At 68.3% G+C, this 18,957-nt stretch carries 15 protein-coding genes; 4 read left to right on the plus strand and 11 right to left on the minus strand.

Annotated features, from left to right (window positions below; genetic code table 11):
* Positions 1-103 precede the first annotated feature (103 nt).
* Together RZE79_RS00415 and RZE79_RS00420 are read right to left on the minus strand one after the other, a co-directional pair.
* Positions 104-1,390: a solute carrier family 23 protein gene (locus RZE79_RS00415; RefSeq protein WP_101490629.1), complete on the minus strand. Its 1,287-nt coding sequence runs from the start codon at positions 1,388-1,390 to the stop codon at positions 104-106.
* Between the two features lie 165 nt (positions 1,391-1,555).
* The gene (locus RZE79_RS00420; RefSeq protein WP_056574715.1) at positions 1,556-1,978 is read right to left on the minus strand and encodes a hotdog fold thioesterase; all 423 of its coding nucleotides are present in this window, start codon (positions 1,976-1,978) and stop codon (positions 1,556-1,558) included.
* 89 nt (positions 1,979-2,067) lie between these two features.
* Between RZE79_RS00420 and RZE79_RS00425 the strand changes: the two genes are divergently transcribed.
* On the plus strand, positions 2,068-3,402 hold the full coding sequence (locus tag RZE79_RS00425; protein WP_319358438.1) for a hypothetical protein: 1,335 nt from the start codon (positions 2,068-2,070) through the stop codon (positions 3,400-3,402).
* 282 nt (positions 3,403-3,684) lie between these two features.
* Here the strand turns inward: RZE79_RS00425 and RZE79_RS00430 are convergent, their stop codons facing one another.
* The 3 genes from RZE79_RS00430 to RZE79_RS00440 form a co-directional block, all read right to left on the minus strand.
* Complete coding sequence (locus RZE79_RS00430; protein WP_373696585.1) at positions 3,685-5,070, minus strand: tripartite tricarboxylate transporter permease; 1,386 nt, start codon at positions 5,068-5,070, stop codon at positions 3,685-3,687.
* Positions 5,070-5,522 carry a hypothetical protein gene (locus RZE79_RS00435; protein WP_319358440.1) on the minus strand — a complete coding sequence of 151 codons (453 nt, stop codon included), beginning with the start codon at positions 5,520-5,522 and terminating at the stop codon, positions 5,070-5,072. The genes RZE79_RS00430 and RZE79_RS00435 overlap by 1 nt, the downstream gene beginning before the upstream one ends.
* 95 nt (positions 5,523-5,617) lie before the next feature.
* Positions 5,618-6,904, minus strand: a complete 1,287-nt coding sequence (locus tag RZE79_RS00440) for a hydroxymethylglutaryl-CoA reductase, degradative (RefSeq protein ID WP_319358442.1) — start codon at positions 6,902-6,904, stop codon at positions 5,618-5,620.
* Positions 6,905-7,041: 137 nt separating this feature from the next.
* Here RZE79_RS00440 and RZE79_RS00445 point away from each other — a divergent pair, with 137 nt between their 5' ends.
* On the plus strand, positions 7,042-8,430 hold the full coding sequence (locus RZE79_RS00445) for a PLP-dependent aminotransferase family protein (protein WP_319358444.1): 1,389 nt from the start codon (positions 7,042-7,044) through the stop codon (positions 8,428-8,430).
* On the opposite strand, the gene RZE79_RS00450 is transcribed toward RZE79_RS00445, so the two are convergent.
* The 5 genes from RZE79_RS00450 to RZE79_RS00470 all read right to left on the minus strand — a co-directional run bounded on the left by RZE79_RS00450 (position 8,431) and on the right by RZE79_RS00470 (position 14,220).
* The gene (locus RZE79_RS00450) at positions 8,431-9,216 is read right to left on the minus strand and encodes a crotonase/enoyl-CoA hydratase family protein (protein WP_319358446.1); all 786 of its coding nucleotides are present in this window, start codon (positions 9,214-9,216) and stop codon (positions 8,431-8,433) included.
* An 82-nt stretch (positions 9,217-9,298) separates the two neighbouring features.
* Positions 9,299-11,107: a feruloyl-CoA synthase gene (locus RZE79_RS00455; RefSeq protein ID WP_319358448.1), complete on the minus strand. Its 1,809-nt coding sequence runs from the start codon at positions 11,105-11,107 to the stop codon at positions 9,299-9,301.
* A gap of 1 nt (position 11,108) precedes the next feature.
* Positions 11,109-12,059: a 3-hydroxyacyl-CoA dehydrogenase NAD-binding domain-containing protein gene (locus RZE79_RS00460; protein ID WP_319358450.1), complete on the minus strand. Its 951-nt coding sequence runs from the start codon at positions 12,057-12,059 to the stop codon at positions 11,109-11,111.
* Positions 12,056-13,264, minus strand: a complete 1,209-nt coding sequence (locus RZE79_RS00465; RefSeq protein ID WP_319358452.1) for an ABC transporter substrate-binding protein — start codon at positions 13,262-13,264, stop codon at positions 12,056-12,058. The genes RZE79_RS00460 and RZE79_RS00465 overlap by 4 nt, the downstream gene beginning before the upstream one ends.
* A 35-nt stretch (positions 13,265-13,299) precedes the next feature.
* A complete protein-coding gene (locus RZE79_RS00470) occupies positions 13,300-14,220 on the minus strand; it encodes a 3-keto-5-aminohexanoate cleavage protein (RefSeq protein ID WP_319358454.1) in 921 nt (306 codons plus the stop codon).
* 263 nt (positions 14,221-14,483) lie between these two features.
* Here RZE79_RS00470 and RZE79_RS00475 point away from each other — a divergent pair, with 263 nt between their 5' ends.
* Positions 14,484-15,194, plus strand: a complete 711-nt coding sequence (locus RZE79_RS00475) for a Crp/Fnr family transcriptional regulator (RefSeq protein WP_319358456.1) — start codon at positions 14,484-14,486, stop codon at positions 15,192-15,194.
* A gap of 143 nt (positions 15,195-15,337) precedes the next feature.
* Here RZE79_RS00475 and RZE79_RS00480 read toward each other — a convergent pair whose 3' ends face one another.
* A complete protein-coding gene (locus RZE79_RS00480; protein WP_319358458.1) occupies positions 15,338-17,140 on the minus strand; it encodes an NAD(P)/FAD-dependent oxidoreductase in 1,803 nt (600 codons plus the stop codon).
* 382 nt (positions 17,141-17,522) lie between these two features.
* Here RZE79_RS00480 and RZE79_RS00485 point away from each other — a divergent pair, with 382 nt between their 5' ends.
* Entirely contained in the window at positions 17,523-18,899 is a 1,377-nt protein-coding gene (locus RZE79_RS00485) for a hypothetical protein (protein WP_153281307.1), read from the plus strand.
* Positions 18,900-18,957 lie beyond the last annotated feature (58 nt).

Below are 18,957 nucleotides of genomic sequence, written 5' to 3' on the forward strand. Positions count from 1 at the left end.
AAAGCGTTGGAGTCTAACGGGCGCCGGCCAAAGCCCGATGGCCGGCGCCGTGTTCACTGACCCCGCACAACAGTTATTGCACGAGGTTTCACTTTGTCTGCCCTCAGGCGTTGCGCGAACGGCCGAGCAGGGCGTAGAGGATGATGGCCCCGAAAGTGGCGGTTCCGATGCCGCCCAGCGCGAAGTCGCCGAACTTCAGCGTGAAGTCGCCGGTGCCGATGATCAGCGTGATCGCGGCCACGATCAGGTTCTTGTTCTGCGAGAAATCGACCTTGTTGTCGACCCAGATCTTGGCGCCCGCAATGGCGATCAGGCCGAACACCACGATGCTCACGCCGCCCATCACCGGCAGCGGAATCGCCTGGATCAGCGCGCCGAACTTGGGGCTGAAGCCCAGCACCAGCGCAATCACCGCCGCCACCACGAACACTGCCGTCGAGTAGATGCGCGTGGCCGCCATCACGCCGATGTTCTCGGCGTAGGTGGTCACGCCCGTGCCGCCCGCGGCGCCGCTGATGACCGTGGCGATGCCGTCGCCGATGAAGGCGCGGCCCATGTAGGGGTCGAGGTTGCGGCCGGTCATGGCCGTCACCGCCTTCAGGTGGCCGAGGTTTTCCGCCACCAGGATGATCGCCACGGGCGCAATCAGCAGCATCGCGTTGGTCGTGAACACCGGCGCCGTGAAGGTCGGCAGGCCGAACCAGGCCGCGTTGGCGATGCCGCTCAGGTCGACCGGCTTGCCCAGGCCCATGCCGTTGGTGAGCGCGGCGTACACCAGCGTGGCCAGGATCAGGCCGATGAGGATCAAGAGGCGCTGCACCATGCCGCGCGTGAACACCGCCACCAGGCCCACGCACAGGAAGGTCACGGCCTGCATCCATGCGTCGAAGTTGGTGGGCGCCATGTTCTTGATGGGAATGCTGGCCAGGTTCAGCCCGATGACTGCCACCACGGCGCCCGTGACCACGGGCGGCATGAAGCGCTCGATCCAGCCCGTGCCCACCGCCTGCACGATGGCCCCGATCAGGATGTAGACCACCCCGCAGGCCACGATGCCGCCCAGCGCCACCGCGATGTTGGCGTTGGGCCCCTTGCCCGCATAGCCGCTGGCCGCGATCACCACGCCGATGAAGGCGAAGCTCGAGCCCAGGTAGCTGGGAACCTTGCCGCCGGTCACGAAGTAGAAGATGAGCGTGCCGATGCCGCTCATCAGGATCGCGATGTTGGGATTGAAGCCCATCAGGATCGGCGCCAGCACCGTGGCGCCGAACATGGCGATCACGTGCTGGATGCCCATGGCGCCGGTCTGCAGCCAGGGCAGCCGCTCGTCGGGCGCGATGACGGCGCCATTGGCCAGTGTGGACACCGGCTTTTCAGTCCAGTTGAACATGTGTTTTCTTCTCCTCGGTTGGTGTGTGTGGGGGGTCGACGCGCTCCCTGGGGCGAGATTGTGGTCGATCCACCCCGTGCTGAACACGGGTTCCACCCGCAAGAGACGTACCAGCGGGAGAAAGAAAACGAGGGGAAGAAAACGGCCCGAAGGGGGCGCCCGCGCTCAGCGCGGCTGCAGCACCGCCATGGTGATGCGCGACACGCAGGTCAGCTCGCCCGCCTCGTTCGTCAGGTCGATCTGCCAGACCTGCGTGGTGCGCCCGCGGTGCACCGGGCGCGCCGTGCCGATGACCCAGCCGCTGGTGGCCGAGCGGATGTGGTTGGCGTTGATGTCCAGGCCCACGGCCCGGTCGCCTTCGGGGGCCGAGTAGTGCGCGCCGCAGGAGCCCAGCGTCTCGGCCAGCACCACCGACACGCCGCCGTGCAGGATGCCGTAGGGCTGGCGGGTGCGCTCGTCCACCGGCACGCGGGCGCGGATGAAGTCGTCGCCCACCTCCAGGAATTCGATGCCCAGCGCGGCCACGGCCGTGCCCACGTGGTTGGCGGTCAGCGATTCGACCGAGATGTCTTTCTTCCAGATACGCATGCGGGAGTCTCCGAGATACAGGGGGTGCGAGGGCACTATAGCGACGACGGCTGACAGGGACAGTCGCCTTTGCGTGCTACCTTGGCCCGATGACCTTCCCTTCGGTGCGACGCTGGCTCCTGGGCACGGTGGCGGTGCTGCTGCTGGGCTTCGGCGCGCTGGTGCTCGTGGTGGCCGCGCGCCTGCCCGACGACGAGGAGGTGGCCGCCCGCATCGCCGCCGGCTTCTCGCAGCGCTACGGCGTCGACCTGACCGTGGGCGGCGCCCACTGGTCGCTGTGGCCGGTGCCTGTGCTGGCGCTGTCCGAGCTGGCCACCGACCAGCCCCAGCCCATCACCCTGCGCCGCCTGAGCGTGCGGCTGCACCTGTGGCCGCTGCTGCTGCACCGCGTGGTGGCCATCGACGAGATCGAACTGGAGAGCCTGGTGCTGCCGCGCGCCTCGGTGCGCGCCTTCCGCGGCAAGGGCCCCGAGCCGCAGGAGGGTGACCGCATCATGGTGCTGCCGGCGCCCTGGGCGCTGGCGCCCGTGCCGGTGGAGCGCGTGCGCTGGCGCGACGTGGTCTGGATCGACCGCCGCGAGATCGCGCTGGCCTACGACGGCGACGTGACCTTCGACGACAACTGGCGCCCGCGCAACCTGCGCCTGGAGCGCGCCGGCGCCGCGTCGCCCGTGCGGCTGCGGCTGGACCGCGAGGGCGGCGAGGACCGCTGGCGCACCCGCATCGACGCCGGCGGCGGCACGTGGAACGGCGAATCGCGGCTCGAGGTGCTGCCCGAGGGGCGGGGCTTGCGCGTGTCGGCCGAGCTCGACCCGCGGCAGGTCGACATCGAAGGGCTGGTGCAGGCCTTCGGGCGCCGCTCGGCGGTGGCCGGCAAGGTCTCGGGCCACACCTCGCTGGTGGCCGAGGCCCGCGAGTTGGGCGCGCTGATCCGCGGCCTGCACACCCGCACCACCTTCTCGGTGCAGCCCGCCACGCTGACCCGCCTCGACCTCGCCAAGGCCGTGACCACCGTCGGCATCAGCCGCGGCGGCACCACGGCGCTGGACGAACTCACCGGCACGCTCGACACCCAAGGCACCGAAGACGGCATCGTGATGCGCTACACGAACCTCAAGGCGCGCTCGGGCGTGCTCACCGCGAGCGGCAACCTGCGACTCTTCAACCGCCAGATGACGGGCGAAATGGCGGTCGATCTGGTCGACGGCGTGGTCGGCGTGCCGCTCAAGATCAGCGGCAGCGTGGCCGAGCCCGAGGTGTCGATGACAGGCGGCGCGCTTGCGGGGGCGGCCGTTGGCAGTGCAGTGCTGCCGGGTGTGGGCACGGCGATCGGGGCGCGCGTGGGGCAGCAGGTCGAGAAGCTGTTTGGTGGGGACGAGCCCGCGAAGAAGAAGGCGCCGAAGCCGCCTGCATCGCAGCGTTGACGGGCTCCCGTCGTGTTCAGGGCGCGTGCGCAGGCCACCGGGTACTTCCCTCCGCGAATGTCCCCCGCTTCGCTCCTCCTTTATTTCGCTGCGGGAAGCACCCAGTGTCCTGCGCACACCGAGCGCGGTCGTTGTTCTGGTCGATCAACCAAGGCTCTGATGACGCTCACGTCGATGGGGTGCCTTGCGCAGCGAAATAAAGGAGGAGCCGAAGGCGGGGGACATTCGCGGAGCAAGGTTCCCCGTCGGCGGGAGCGTCGCCCTGAACGCCCCGTCAACCGATCAAGAGAAGGCTTTGATCACCGCAGGCACCGTCAGCACCGCCGTGTAGTACCCCATGAACTGCACGCCCGTGTTGAAGCCGATCGCACGCGACAGCAGCCCACCGAGCAGACCCATCGTCAGGATCACCAGCAGCCCGAGCAGCTGGCCTTCCCACACGCTGATCACCACGATCAACCCGACGAAGGTCGCGATGATCGCTTCGTGGCTCACCTTGCGCGAGACGAACAGCGCCGCGCGGCGCGCGAAGTTCATCGTGAACGGATAGGCCACCAGCGCGGCGAGTACCACGGCCAGCATGCCGTAGCCGAGGAACTCCCAGTGGTTCAGCAGGTTGTGCAGGTTGTGGGTCTGGCCCGTGGCCGAATCGATCGTGAACACCGGCGGCGCATTGAACAGCGGCGCAGCCGGGCCTGCGGCCACGGGGCTCAGCGGCAGGCCGATGGCGATCAGCGGAATCAATGCTTCGGCGATGTACGTGGCCTCGGTCACGCCGTTGCGCGCGGCCAGCGTGGTCGTGAGGCGGTGGTACGCGTGCTTGATGCGCGAGCCGACCAGTTCGCCGAGCACCACGGTCATCGCGACCGGGCTGAACACGAAGGTGGCGCTGGAGATCGCGGCGGTGGCAAAAGTCCACTTCACCTGCGCGCGGTCGAGCACCTTGAACGGGTTCGGGAAGTAGCCCGTCCAGCCCTTCACGTCGGGCGCGAGCGAGAAGGTGCGGACCTTGTCGCGCTTCATGCGCGCCCGCGCCGCGGGCGAGATCACCGAGAACAAGTCGGCCACCAGCGGCCCGATCGCGATGCCCAGGAAGTAGCTGATGCTGAGCTTCACGCCGTACTTGCCGGTGAGCGCCTGCAGCGCCACGATCACCATCACGAACGGCACCAGCGTCGCCACCGAGGCCCAGCGTCCGCTCGAGAAGTAGGCAATGGCCACGGCCGCGACCACGAAGATCCACGGCGCCGCCTTGGTGATGGCCGCGCCATACGGCGCCAGCAGCACCGCGAACAGCACGGCCAGCGGCACCGCCAGAAAGGCCGCGATGATCGCGCCCGACACCATCTTGCGCAGCGCGATGTGCGGCACGCCCAGGTTGCGCAGCACGTTCGCGTCCTGCAGCAGCGGCGTGGCCATGGTGTCGCCCGGAATTCCCAGCAGCGCGGTGGGCACCGCGTGTGTCATGTGCTTGGCCACGGCGGCGGCCAGGAAGAAGGTGAACACGCCTTCGGGCGGCACGCCGAGCAGCACGACCAGCAGCGTGAGCGGTGCGAGCGTGGTGGTTTCGTCGGTGCCCGAGACGAGGCCGATGGCCGCGAACACGATGGCGCCCACGAGGCCCATGCCGGTGGCGACGAGGATCTGGTTGAACAGGGCGGCTTCGATCACGATGCGGCTCCTTCAGTGCTGCGAGCGCGGGGCTTGTACGACGCGAACAGGTCGTAGATTTCCAGCTCCTTCATCTCGCGCACCACCGACGGCGGCAGGTCGTCCACCGAGCCCAGGTCGCCGTGCTCGCCGGCCAGTTCGGCCAGCACTTCTTCGCGCCAGCGCGGATCGGGGTCCGTGCCTTCGACCACCTCACGCTTCGGCGTGAAGAGCTTCGCGCAGATCAGCCCCGAGACGACGCAGCCGCCGAGGCCCGCGAGCATCGCGTAGGCGCGCGCCAATTCAGGCGTGCTCACGACGCTCGCGAGCACGCGGCTCGCGACGAGGTAGCCCGTGAGGCTCACCGCGACGCCGATCACGATCGACCACGCGAGGTGGCCCAGGTCGGCCGTGTCGCCCCATATCTCCACCAGCCGCCAGCGGGCGGGCGTTGCACTGTCTGCGTTCATAAGTCGTGTGTCTCCGTCTGTGGTTGTGTGACAGCCGCGTGCGCAGCCGCCGCGGTGTCGGCCGCGGACCGTGGTGCGGGCTCCTCCCGCGTTGTTTATTTCTTGCGCAGTGCGTCGAGCAGTGCCACAGCGCGGTCGGTGCGCACGTCGTGCTCCGCTGCCATCTGCTTGGCGATGTGATCGATCTCGTCGCCGGTCGCGCCCGCGACGAGCGCGATGTTGCGGGCATGCAGCGCCATGTGGCCGCGCTGGATGCCTTCGGTGGCGAGCGCGCGCAAGGCGCCGAGGTTCTGCGCGAGGCCCACGGCCACGGCGACTTCGCCGAGTTCCTGTGCCGACTTCACGTCGAGAATTTTCAGCGCGAGCCGCGCGAGCGGATGCGTCTTCGTGGCGCCGCCAACGAGGCCCACGGGCATCGGCATCTCGATGGTGCCGACCAGCGCGCCGCTCGTGTCCTTCTCCCACGTGGTCAGCGAGGAATAGCGTCCGCTGCGACAGGCGTAGGCATGCGCGCCGGCTTCCACCGCGCGCCAGTCGTTGCCGGTCGCGACGATCACCGGGTCGATGCCGTTCATGATCCCCTTGTTGTGCGTCGCCGCGCGGTAGGGGTCGATGGCCGCGAAGGTGTAGGCGTCGATCACGCCCTCGACCACCTCTTCGCCGCTGCGCTCGCGGGTGGCCAGCACAGAAGGTGCGAGCCGCACGCGCGCACGCGCCAGCCGCAGGTCCGCCAGGTTCGACAGGATGCGCAGGCGCACCGTGCCGCCCGTGAGCTTTTCGACCAGCGGCGACACCGCCTCGGCCATCGTGTTGACCGTGTTCGCACCCATCGCGTCGCGCACGTCGACGATCAAATGCATCACCACCATCGCGCCGCGCGGCGTGTCGCCGAACACATGCACCTCGATGTCGCGGCAGCCGCCGCCGAGATCGATCAGCACCTTGTCGCGGCTGTTCGCCACGGCCAGGATTTCTTCGCGCGCACGCAGCAACGCGAGCCGCGCGCCGTACGGGTCGGTGATGCCGATCACCTGCACCTGCGCGCGCATCAGCGGTCCGGTGCTCGAGGCCTCGAAGCCGCCGCCTTCGCGCGCCAGCTTGGCCATGAAGGAGGCGGCGGCAACCACCGAAGGTTCTTCCACCGCCATCGGCACGAGGTAGTCGCGTCCGTTCACGGTGAAGTTGCCGGCCACGCCCAGTGGCAGCTCGAAGGTGCCGATCACGTTCTCGACCATGCCGTTGGCGCGGTCCAAACTCAGCGCGCCGGGTTGGGCGAGCAGCGCGACTTCGTCGTCTGTGAGCGAGGCGGCCTGTGCGATGTGGGCCAGGCGTTGGGCGGGCGTGAGTGCGCGGAAATTGGGAATGCGGGAATCGGCGGCCATCGGTGCGTGTCTCTTCGGAAGGTGAATTCGGGAGCAGGCAATTTAGGCCGGCTGTACCGCCCGCGGAAGGCACAGTTTGGCGGGACAGTGCGGACAGTGGTGCGCCGCCGTCGCTTGCTGTGTCAAAGTCTCGGCCCATGACCACGATCGCCGATTCGCTCGCCGACACCCTCGCGCGCCAGATCGCGAGCGGCGCCTACAAGGCCGGCGACAAGCTGCCCTCGCTGCGTGAACTCGCGCAACTTCACAGCTACGCCAAGAACACCGTGGTGGCCGCCTTCGAGCTGCTGGTGTCGCGCGGCCTCGTCGAACCGCGACGCGGTTCGGGCTACTACGTGCTCGCGCAGGCCACCACCACCCCCAAGCCCGCCGAAGACGACGCCGGCAGCCTCGGCCGTGCGATGGACATCGTGTGGCTCATGCGCGAGCAGCTCAAGACGCAGCCCGATGCGGTGGCCGTGGGCGACGGCTTTCCGCCCGTCGAGTGGCTCGCCGATGTGCGCCTGGACAAGTACCACCCGAAGGTCGTGCGCACGGGGCTCGGCGCGCTGTTCCGCTACGGCAGCCGCTTCGGTTACGCGCCATTGCGCGACCACCTCGTGCGCAAGCTCGCCGACTTCGGCATCGGCGCGGAGCCGCGACAGATCGTGCTCACGCACGGCGCCAACGAGGCGATGGACATCGTCATCCGCTACTTCGTGCCGCCCGGCGGCAAGGTGCTGGTGGACGACCCGGGCTACTACCCGCTGTTCGGCAAGCTCAAGCTCGCGGGCGCGCAGATGCTGGCCGTGCCGCGCCTGGCGGATGGGCCTGACCTCGAGGTGCTCGAGCAACTGCTCATCGCCGAACGGCCGCGCCTGTTCTTCACGCAGTCGCTGGCGCACAACCCCACGGGCTCCGACATCTCGCCGGCCAAGGCCTTTCGCGTGCTGCAGCTGGCGCAGAAGTACGACCTGCTGATCGTCGAGAACGATCCGCTGGCCGACTTCAAGCCGACCGCGTTGCCACGGCTCTCGGCGCTCGACCAGCTCGAACGCACGATCTACATCGGCAGTTTTTCGAAATCGTTCTCGGCCGCGCTGCGCGTGGGCTTCATCGCCTGCGGTGCCGACCTGGCGAGCGACCTCGCCGACCTGAAGGCGCTGATCCATGTGAGCAGTTCGGAGTACAGCGAGCGCACCGTCGACGTCATCCTGAGCGAGGGCCACTACCAGCGGCACCTCAAGCGGTTGCAGCAGCGGCTGGGCGAGGCCACGCGCGACGCGCTGAAGCTGTTCGACGCCGTGGACGCCGAGGTCTTCGCGCGCAGCCCGCAGTCGCTCTACATCTGGGCCGCGCTGCCCGGCGTGGACGACTCGCTGGCCTTCGCGAAAGAGCTGCTGCCGCGCAAGATCGTGATGGCGCCGGGGCGCATCTTCAGCGTCGACTCGACGCAGGTCTCGCGCTGGTCGCGCTTCAATGTCGGCGCCATGGCCGACCCGCGCTTTGCGAAGGGGCTGCGCACCGCGCTGCGGCGGCGATCTTGACTAGCCCTTGAAGGTGCCGTGCCGCCCCGCGCCGCCGGCAAAGCGCGCGGCACCGGCCTCGCCTTCGGCCGCAACGATCGGCACGCCCTGCGCGCCTTCGCGGCGCAGCGCCTCGGCCAGCGGCAGGTCCCACTGCTCGAAGGCGGAGCGGCGGTCGGCCAGCATGCATTGCTGAGGGAAGGCGGCGATCTGCCGCGCCAGTTCTTGCGCAGCGGCGAGCGCACCACCCGGCGGCGTGGTGCGGTTCACCAGGCCCATCGCCAGCGCCTCGGCGGCGGAAACGGGACGGCCCGTGAGGATCAGGTCGAGCGCGCGCCCCATGCCGATGAGGCGCGGCAGCCGCACGGTGCCGCCGTCGATCAGCGGCACGCCCCAGCGGCGGCAGAACACGCCGAACACCGCGTCGTCGTCGGCCACGCGCAGATCGGCGAGCAGCGCGAGTTCGAGCCCGCCCGCGACCGCGTAGCCGTTCACCGCCGCGATCAGCGGCTTGGACAGCGCCATGCGCGTCGGGCCCATCGGGCCGGCGCCGCCGCCCTCGGGGTCGAGCTCGTTGCGGCGCGCCGCATCGCCGACCGCGCCCAGGTCGGCGCCCGCGCAGAAATGGCCGCCCGCGCCCGTCAGCACGGCCACGCGCAGCGCGTCGTCGGCCTCGAAGCGCTCGAAGGCCGCGCGCAGTGCCGCGGCGACCACGCCGTCCACGGCATTGCGTTTGTCGGGCCGGTTCAGCGTGAGCGTGCAGACGGGGCCGTCCACATCGAAGGTCACGCAGGGCGGGGTGGTCATGACAGAGTCTCCGGGAAGGTGAGGTGGCGGGGCGATCCGGCCATCGTAGAAAACATTCCCAGGTTCTCCAACCCCGCGGTGTTCACGTGGCGCGGATCACGTCCGTGTCGCCTTCGTCCGATGCATGCAGCCGCGCCACCTCGGTGGCGCGCCGCGTGAGTACGGCGCGCTGGTTGATGTAGCCCTTGTCGGTGATCTCGCCCGCATCGAGGCTGGGCGGCTCGGCCAGCACCAGCGCGCAGGCCGGGCATTGCGACGAGCCCGCGCCCTCGTCGCGCAGGGCACGCAGCACCCCGGCGATGCGCGCGGCCAGTGCGTCGGGCGCGAGCGCCGTGCCTTGCGGGCTGGCGAACACCAGCATGCCGATCGCGTCGCGGTCGTGGCCCGTGAGCACGATGTCCTGCACATGCGGCGCCAGCAGCGACACCAGCTTCACGCGCAGCGTGCCCACCGACACCCAGGTGCCGGTCGAGAGCTTGAAGTCTTCCGCCACGCGGCCGTTGAAGATCACGCCCTGCGCGGGGTCGCCGGGGTTCGCCAGAAAGCCGGCGTCGCCGATGCGGTAGTAGCCCTCGGCGTCGAAAGCCTCGGCGGTTTCACGCGGTGCGTCGCGGTAGCCGGGGAACACCGAGACGCCCTTGACGCGCATCTCCAGCTTCTCGCCGTTGGGCACGAACTTCAGTTCCAGCCCCGGCAGCGGTGCGCCGATGCAGCCGGCGCCGTCGAGCTGCCAGTGCGCGGAAGTGATGGCGGGCGAGGTCTCGGTCGCACCCCACGAGGTCGTGAGCCACAGCGGGCGCGTGGGGCGCACGCGCCGCGCCACCGCTTCGAGACGCTGCCAGGTCGAAGGCGCGAGCGCGGCGGCTGCGTAGAACGCGAGACGCAGACGCGAGAACACCTCGGTCGCGAGTGCGTCGTCGGCCTCGAGAAAGGGCAGCAGCATGTCGAAGCCGCGCGGCACGTTGAACAGCAGCGTGGGTTTCACCTCGCGCAGGTTGCGCGCGGTCTTCTCGATGAGCCCCGGTGCGGGCCGTCCTTCGTCGATGTAGAGCGCGCCGCCATGGCACAGCACCATGTGCAGGTTGTGGTTCGCGCCGAAGGTGTGGCTCCATGGCAGCCAGTCGACCAGCACCGGCTTCTCTTGCGCGAGGAAGCGCCAGGTCTGCGCCATCATCTGCTGGTTGGCGCACAGCATGCGGTGCGTGTTGATGACCACCTTGGGCTTGCCGGTGGAGCCCGAGGTCAGCAGGTACTTGGCGTGCGTGTCGGGGCCCACGGCGGCGAAGGCCTGCATGACGGCGGGCGTTTCTTTCGTCGCGAGCAATCGGTCGAAAGCCATCGCGCCGGGATGCGTGTCGGCGTTGTGGCTGAACACCGTGACCGCGTCGATGCCGCAGCCGGTAAGCGATGCGCCGTACACCTTCGCGTCGGACGCGTAGACCAGCGCCGGTTGCAGCGCCTGCAGCATGCCGTGCAGCCGCGACGGATCTTTGGTCATGCGCGAGTAGGCGCTCGACAGCGAACACGCCGTGCGGCCGATGTGCATCGTCGCGAGCATCAGCACGGCGTGGTCGATGGCGTTGTCCGAGAGGATCACGACCGGCTTGCCTGCGGGCAGCTTCAGGTCGAGCAGGCCCTGCGCCACCGCGCCGACGGCCGCGCGCAGTGCGCGGTAGTCGAGTTGGCGCCAGCCTTCGCCGCTGTCATCGCGCTCGGCAAAAGCCAGCGCATCGGGCGTCTCGCGCGCCCAGCGCTCGATCCATTCGCCGATGCAGCGTGCATACGGCTGCAGCACCGTCGGCGAGCGCAGCACGAACGAGCCGTCGTCGAAATCGATGCGCGTCGTGCGGGGCGGAGCGATCAGCGTGTCGTCGAGAAGAAAGTCGGTCATGTCAATCCAGCGTGCCCGTCTCGGCCTTGGCGCGAATCAGGTTCAACAGCAGGGTGTCGCGCGCGGCTTCGAGGTCGGCCGTCTGGCGCGTGCCGAGTGCTTCCGCCACGCCTTGCACCACCTGCTGCTTCAACGCGTCCGTCATCGACGGTGCGCCCAGGTCCTTCCACCAGTCTTCGATCGGCCCGCCCAGGTGCGCGAGCAGGTGCGCGATGCCGCCCGCGCCGCCCGAGAGGTGCAGGTTCATGAACGGCCCCATCACGGCCCAGCGCAGGCCGGGGCCGTGCGCGATGGCGGTGTCGATGTCGGCCACGCTCGCCACGCCTTCGTTGACGAGGTGGAAAGCCTCGCGCCACAGGGCAGCCTGCAGCCGGTTCGCGATGTGGCCTTTCACCTCGCGCTTCACGTGGATCGGACGCTTGCCGATGGCGGCATAGAACGCCATCGTGCGGGCGATGACCTCGGCCGAGGTCTGCTCGCCGCCGATCACTTCGACCAGCGGGATCAGGTGCGGCGGGTTGAACGGATGGCCCAGCACCACGCGCTGCGGGTGCGCGCAGCCCGACTGCACGCCGCTGATCGCCAAGCCCGACGAACTCGACGCAAGGACCGTCTCGGGCGGCGCCGCCGCGTCCATGCGGCGGAACAGGTCGATCTTGAAATCCATGCGCTCGGGGCCGTTCTCCTGCACGAAGTCGGCCACGGCCACCGCGTCTTCCAGGCTGTCGTGAAAGCGCAGGCGATCGACCGAGGCGCCCTCGGCGAGGCCGAAGCGTTCCAGCGTCGGCCAGTGCTGCGCCACGGCGGCGCGCAGGCGGTCTTCGGCGCCGGGCGAGGGGTCGGTCGCGTTCACGTCGAGCCCTTGCGCGAGGAAGTACGCGGCCCAGCTCGCGCCGATCACGCCGGTGCCGACGACGGCGACGCGCTTCACGTTGGTGGTGGTGGGGTTCATGCTTGTTTCCACCGCGCGCAGCGGCTCTCCGTCTTGGTGGTCCAGGCGGCTTCGCCGGGGATGTTCTCGATCACCTTGTAATAGTCCCACGGCTCCTTCGACTCGGCCGGCGTCTTGACCTGCATGAGGTGCATGTCGTGCACCATGAGGCCGTCGTCGCGCAGCCAGCCGCCCTTGACGAACATGTCGTTGAACTTGGTCTTGCGCAGCTGCGCCATCACCTTGTCGGCATCGTCGCTGCCCGCGGCCTTCACGGCCTGCAGGTACTGCAGCGTGGCGGAGTAGTCGCCGGCATGGAAAGAAGAAGGCATGCGCTTGTGCTTGTCGAAGAAGCGCCGCGCCCAGGCGCGCGACTCGGGGCTCTGGTTCCAGTACCAGCTGTCGGTGAGGTACATGCCCTGCGAGGCCTTCAGGCCCAGCGCATGCACGTCGTTGATGGTGATGATCATGCCGGCGAGTTTCATGTTCTTGCTGATGCCGAACTCCGCCGCCGACTTGATGGCGTTCACCGTGTCGCCGCCCGCATTGGCCAAAGCCAGCACCTGCGCCTTCGAGCTTTGCGCCTGCAGCATGAACGACGAGAAATCGCTCGCGCCCAGCGGGTGCTTCACCGAGCCCGCGACCGTGCCGCCGCCGGCCTGCACGGTCTTGGTGGCGTCGCTCTGCAGCGCGGCGCCGAAGGCGTAGTCGGCCGCCACGAAGTACCAGCTCTTGCCGCCGGCCTTGACCACCGCGCTTGCGGTGCCGCGTGCCATCGCCACCGTGTCGTAGGCGTAGTGCACCGTGTAGGGCGAGCAGTACTCGTTGGTGAGGCTCGATGCGCCCGAGCCGACCACGAAGTACGGCTTCTTCTTGTCGGCCGCCACGCCTGCCATGGCAATGGCCGCGCCCGAGTTGACGCCGCCGATCAGCATGTCGACCTTGGTCACGTCGAACCATTCGCGCGCCTTGGCGGCGGCGATGTCGGGCTTGTTCTGGTGGTCGGCCGTGACCAGCTCGATCTTCTTGCCGTCGATGGCGCCGCCCATGTCGGCGATGGCCATGCGGATCGCCTCGGCGCCGGCCGGGCCGTCGTAGTCGCGGTAGATGCCCGACATGTCGCTGATGAAGCCGATGCGGATGGTGTCGTCGGACACCTGGGCGAAGGCATTGGCCGAGAAGGCTGCGACCAGCGCGAGGGCCAGTGCTGTGCGGGAAGTGTTCATGTGTCGTGTCTCCGTTCGTTGTCGTTGTTGTCTTGTCAGCCGAGTGCGAACTCGGGCCGCGGACCGCCCACACGCGGCAGGCCCATGATTTGCCGCGCCTCGGCCGGTGTGGCCACTTCCATATCGAGCTCGCGGATCACGCGCACGATGCGCTCGGTGAGCTGCACGTTGGTGGCCAGCTCGCCGTGGCGGAAGTAGAGGTTGTCTTCCAGGCCCACGCGCGCATGGCCGCCCAGCAGCAGCGCCGCCACGTTGGCCTCGAGCTGCGACATGCCGATGCCGCTCACGCCGAAGATGGCGCCCTGGGGCAGCGTGTCGACCATCATCTGCAGGTTGCGCGGCGAATACGGCATCGCGTTCTGGAAGTTGCGGTGCACGTTCATCACCAGGTTGATGAAGTACGGCGCGTCGTCGTGGCCTTCCTCGATCAGCGTGGTCGTGTCCTGCAGGATGTGCGTGGGGCTGAACACCTCCCACTCGGGCTTGATGCCGCGCGCCTTCATGCCGGCGGCCAGCTCGCGCCCGCGGGTGATGGGCGTGTCCATGAGGATCTGCTTGCCCTCGAAGCTCAGGTTGAGCGTGGTGGCGTCGAGCGTGCACATCTCGGCGCCGGCGTCCATGCCCTTGATGCGTTCTTCCCATGCAATTTCCCAGCGGTCGCCTGCGAGCGGCTTCACCATGTCGCCGTGCACGCCGCCGCCGGTGGAGTTGTTGAGCACGATGTCGCAGCCGGCCGCGCGGATGCGGCTGTTGATGTCGCGATACACCTCGGCATTGCAGGTGGCGCCGTCGTCGGGGCGGCGCGCGTGGATGGCGACCACGCTGGCGCCGGCGTTCCAGCAGCGCAGCACGTCGGCGGCAATCTCGGCGGGCTGGGTGGGGAGGTGGGGGTTCTGCGACTTGTGCGCCATGCCGCCGGTGGGGGCGATGGTCACGATCACTTTGCGCTTCGACATGCTCGGGAACTCCTGGTGTCTTTCATGGGGGCGCGCCATTATTTTTTGGCGTGCGTTTGGACTCAGTCATCGCGACGACATTCGGGGGCAGGGTTTACGCGGCGCAGGCGCTAAAGTTGCCCTTTGCACCTCCTGCGCACCCAGGTTCACGCCATGAAACTACTGCCTCTCGTGTGGGTCGCCGATCGCGAGAAGAAGCTGCACGAGGCGCAGGCCGGGCTGCAGCAGCGCAAGGCCGCGCAGTAACAAGCAAAGAAGACCGCATGCCCCCGACGAAGCCGCCGATTTCCGCAGCCTCCCTGACCATTGCCCAGCTGCTGCAAGGCTCGGCCTGGTTCCCGCTGCTCGACGTGGGCGCGGGCGAGCGCGTGCTCGACGAGATGCGCGAGGTCGAGGTGGCGGCCGGCGCCGCGCTGTGCCGGCGCGGCGACACGCCGCTGCACTGGTACGGCGCGCTCGAAGGGCTGCTCAAGTGGTCGATCACCTCCAGCGACGGCCGCTCGGTCACGCTGGGCGGGCTGTCGGTGGGCAGCTGGTTCGGCGAAGGCACGCTGCTGCGCGCCGTGCCGCGCTCGGCCGACATCATTGCGCTGCGCCCCAGCCGCGTGGCGCAGCTGCCGCTGGAGACTTTCGAGTGGCTGCACCGCACGCAGCGCGGCTTCGATCACTTTCTGCTGCAGCAGATCAACGAGCGGCTGCATTGGTTCATGGGCAGCTACGCCGCGCACCGCCTGCTCGACGCCGACAGCCAGGTGGCGCGCGCGCTGGCCGGGCTGTTCCACCCGTGGCTGCATCCGGGCAGCGAGTCGCACCTGCAGACTTCGCAGGAAGAGATCGCGAACCTGTCGGGTGTGTCGCGGCAGCGGTGCAATGCGGCGTTGAACCGGTTGAAGGAGGCGGGCTTCCTGCACATCGAATACGGCGGGATCACGGTGACCGATCTCGAAGGCTTGCGGCGCTTCATCCAGGAATGAAGGAGCCACTCCCTCTCCCTTTGGGGAGAGGGTTGGGGTGAGGGTGGCGGCCTTAGGTCAAGCGCCGCGCCTCATCAATCGCACCTGCCCTCACCCCAACCCTCTCCCGCAAGCGGGAGAGGGAGCAAGAGGGCAACGCCCGCTCAGCGCTTGTGGTGCGATGCCGCCAGCTCGTACACCGGCGTATCAATCCCTTCCATGCGCGCCTTCAGCTGCAGCGCCAGAAACTGCGAGTAGTGGCGCGACTGGTGCAGGTTGCCGCCGTGGAACCACAGGTTCTCGACCTGCGTCGGCTTCCACATGTTGCGCAGTTCGCCTTCCCACGGACCCGGGTCCTTCGGCGTGTCGGAGCCCAGGCCCCAGCACTTGCCGACCTTGTCGGCGATCTCGGGCGAGATCAGGTCGGCGAGCCAGCCGTTCATCGAGCCGTAGCCCGTGGCATACACCAGCAGGTCGGCCGGCAGCTCGGTGCCGTCGGTGAGCGTGACCGAGCGCGCGTTCACGCGCTCGATGTTCACGCCGCTTTTCAGGTGGATGCTGCCGTTGGCCACCAGCTCCGAGGCGCCCACGTCGATGTAGTAGCCCGAGCCGCGCCGCAGGTACTTCATGAACAGGCCCGAACCGTCCACGCCGAAGTCGAGCAGGAAGCCGGCCTTCTCGAGCCGCGCGTACAGGTCGGCGTCGCGCTTCTTCATCTCCTCGTACACCGGGATGTGGAAGGTGTGCATGATCTTGTAGGGCACCGAGGCGAAGATCAGGTCGCCCTTGTGGTGGTCGATGCCGTTCCTGAGCGCCTGCTCGGAGTACAGGCCGCCCAGCGCCAGCTCCATGAGCGACTGCGAGGGTGCGATGTGCGTGGACGAGCGCTGCACCATCGTCACGTCGGCGCCGTGCTCCCACAGCGCCGCGCAGATGTCGTGCGCCGAGTTGTTCGAGCCCAGCACCACGCACTTCTTGCCCGCATAGGCCTCGGGCCCGGGGTGCTGGCTGGAGTGGTGCTGGTCGCCCAGGAAGTTCTCGGCACCTGCCACCTTCGGCACGTTCGGGTAGCCCGACACGCCGAGCGCAAACACCAGCTGCTTGGGGCGCAGCGTCACGGGCTTGCCTTCGCGCTCCACCTGCACCTCCCAGCGTTGCGTGGCCTCGTCGAAGCGCGCCTTGGTCGCGTTCGTGGAGCTCCAGTAGTTGAGCTCCATGATCTTCGTGTACATCTCGAGCCAGTCGCCGATCTTGTCCTTGGGCGCGAACACCGGCCAGTCGTCGGGGAAGGGCATGTAGGGCAGGTGGTCGTACCAGACCGGGTCGTGCAGGCACAGCGACTTGTAGCGCTTGCGCCAGGAGTCGCCGGCCTTGGCATTGCGCTCCACGATGATCGTCGGCACGCCCAGCCGCCGCAGCCGCGCGCCCAGCCCGATGCCGCCCTGGCCGCCGCCGATGATCACCACCTCGGGCTGCTCGGTGTAGCCCAGCGCAGCCTCTTCGTCGCGGCGCTTCTCGAGCCAGTTCTTGCGGCCCTTGTGCACGCCGTGCTCCGCGCCCTTGATGCGGTTCTCGCCCGTCTTTTCCTCGAAGCCTTTCAGCTCGGTCATGGTGGTGAGCAGCGTCCAGGCCTTGCCGTTGCGCAAGCGAAGGTGGCCGCGCCCGCGTGCCACGCGCGTCTCGAAGGTGAACCATGCATCGACCACGCCGTCGGCCTCGGTCGCCTCGCCTTCGAGCGCAAAGGCCGTGGGCTGCGTGTCGGCCAGGCGCGCCTGCAGCATCGCGCGGATGGCATCGCCACCCTCCTGCGTGCGGATGTTCCAGGTGAAGGCGACGAGGTCGCGCCAGTAGCTGTCGGCCTCGAACCGCGAAACGGCCGCGTCGATGTCGCCGCGTGCGAGCGCGGCGGCGAAGTCGGCCAGCCATTGGGCGGCGGCCTGGGTGGGGCCGGTGGTCGGGTCTGTCATTGCATGTCTCCGTTGTGTCGTTGAACGAATCGCGGCGCGGCAAGGCGCACGCGGAGTTCGTGGCGCAGCTTTCGTGCCGTGCGGGACGCGACGAAGGATCAAGGGGTTGGCGGAGGTTTTGTCGCAATGGGCGGGCGCGTCGCATGCGCCGTGCGACGCACCTGAGACGTGGTTGCGACGGCCCGGCGATCCCAGTGAACAGAAGAAGAAAACTTTTGAATTAACTTTTCTGTGCCGATGTCCGCCGCGCCGCGAAAGCTGTGGTGCAGCGACCACTCCCGCGTGAACTTTTGGTTATGAATCCAAAGCTTTCGATACATTCGTGAAGCCTTTCGGCGCCGCCGGGAGCGCACAAAAAATCCATACAAAGGACGAGGGACACATGAGGGAAAACATCAGAACCGCGCTTGCCGCGGCAGTGGTCTTGGGACTGGCCGGATGCGGCGGTGGAGGAGGAGGAGGCGGTGGCGGCGGGTTGCCGATCGGATTCGTTCCGGCGCCCGCACCCACGCCGCCCCCGGCGGCAGAGCTGAAGCTCACCGTCGAAATCGCAGGCAGCGTGGCCACCCCCGACGGCGCGGGCACGTACAGCGTGCGGCCGGGCCAGGAAGTGGTGGTCAAGGCGAGCGACAGCGTCGGCTGGGCCGCCAGCGGTGGCGGCGGCACGGCCACCCTCACCAACGACGTCGACACCGGCGCCACGCAGTGGGTCTCGCGCTTCGCGAACAGCAGCAAGACGGACGCCGCCAGCTACAAGCTCGAAGCCTCCGCTTCGGAAGGCCGCACGAAGCAGGTGAACTTCGCGGTCCAGACCGGCAGCTACGACAACGGCGACTACATGGTGTTCGCCGCCAACGGCTCGCGCCAGAAGCTGCACATCGACTTCGATGCGAAGACCTACGACGTGACCGATGCGGCGGGCGACAAGACCTCGGGCACCTTCGGTGCGAACGGCACCGGCTGGGTCTTTTCCAACAGCCGCGTTCCCGGCATTCCCAACAACGCGACCTTCCTGCCACTGAAGGACAGCTTCGCCGGCGGGTTCCCGTTCGCCGTGCCCTTCTCGTCACCGGTGACCTACAAGAATGCGCCGTTCATCGCGACGCGCGCCTTCGTCACCACGCAGGCCAAGCTGGACGGCACGTACGACCGCGCGCGCGTCGAGTACACAAGCGCAGACCGCAACTCCGCGACCGCACAGATCCGGATTTCCGATGGCGGCACGGTGATGAAGCAGTGCGTCGACCAGAAGATCTATCGCATCGAGAACTGCCCGAGCGGCAGCGTGGTGACCTCGGTGGTCGCGGCCGACACGGAAGCCGGTCTGTGGACGCTGAAGGACGCCAGTGGCGCGGTCATCGGCAAGTTCGGCATCGCCATGGTGGAAGGCGAAAAGATCTACCTGAGCGCCGGCACCTCGACAGCCTTGGCCAACCAGGTGATGGCCATCGGTGTGCCCGCTGCCGCGACCTATGCGAACTTCAACGCCTCGGGTTGGGCCACGGACGGGGACATCAATCTCTCGACCGTGTCGACCGGGCTGTATTCGCTGACGGCGCCCGCTGGGCCGGTGATCACCAAGTCGTTGACGTTGAGCATCATCGCCGACACCCCTGACGGCATGCGGATGGCCTTCGATCGTGCGGATGCATCGCATCAGTATTTCGCCATGCGTTCGACCAAGCTCGATGTTCTGATCGGCAACCGGGGTCCTTCGTCGCCGACGCGCGGCTACCTGCACATCGGCGTGGTCCAGTAACCCCGCGCTGACCTCCAAAGCCCGCGCGCCGAGACCGGCGCCGCGGGCTTTTTCATGG

It is taken from the genome of Variovorax sp. EBFNA2 (assembly GCF_033802765.1).
GTDB classification, from domain to species: domain Bacteria; phylum Pseudomonadota; class Gammaproteobacteria; order Burkholderiales; family Burkholderiaceae_C; genus Variovorax; species Variovorax paradoxus_H.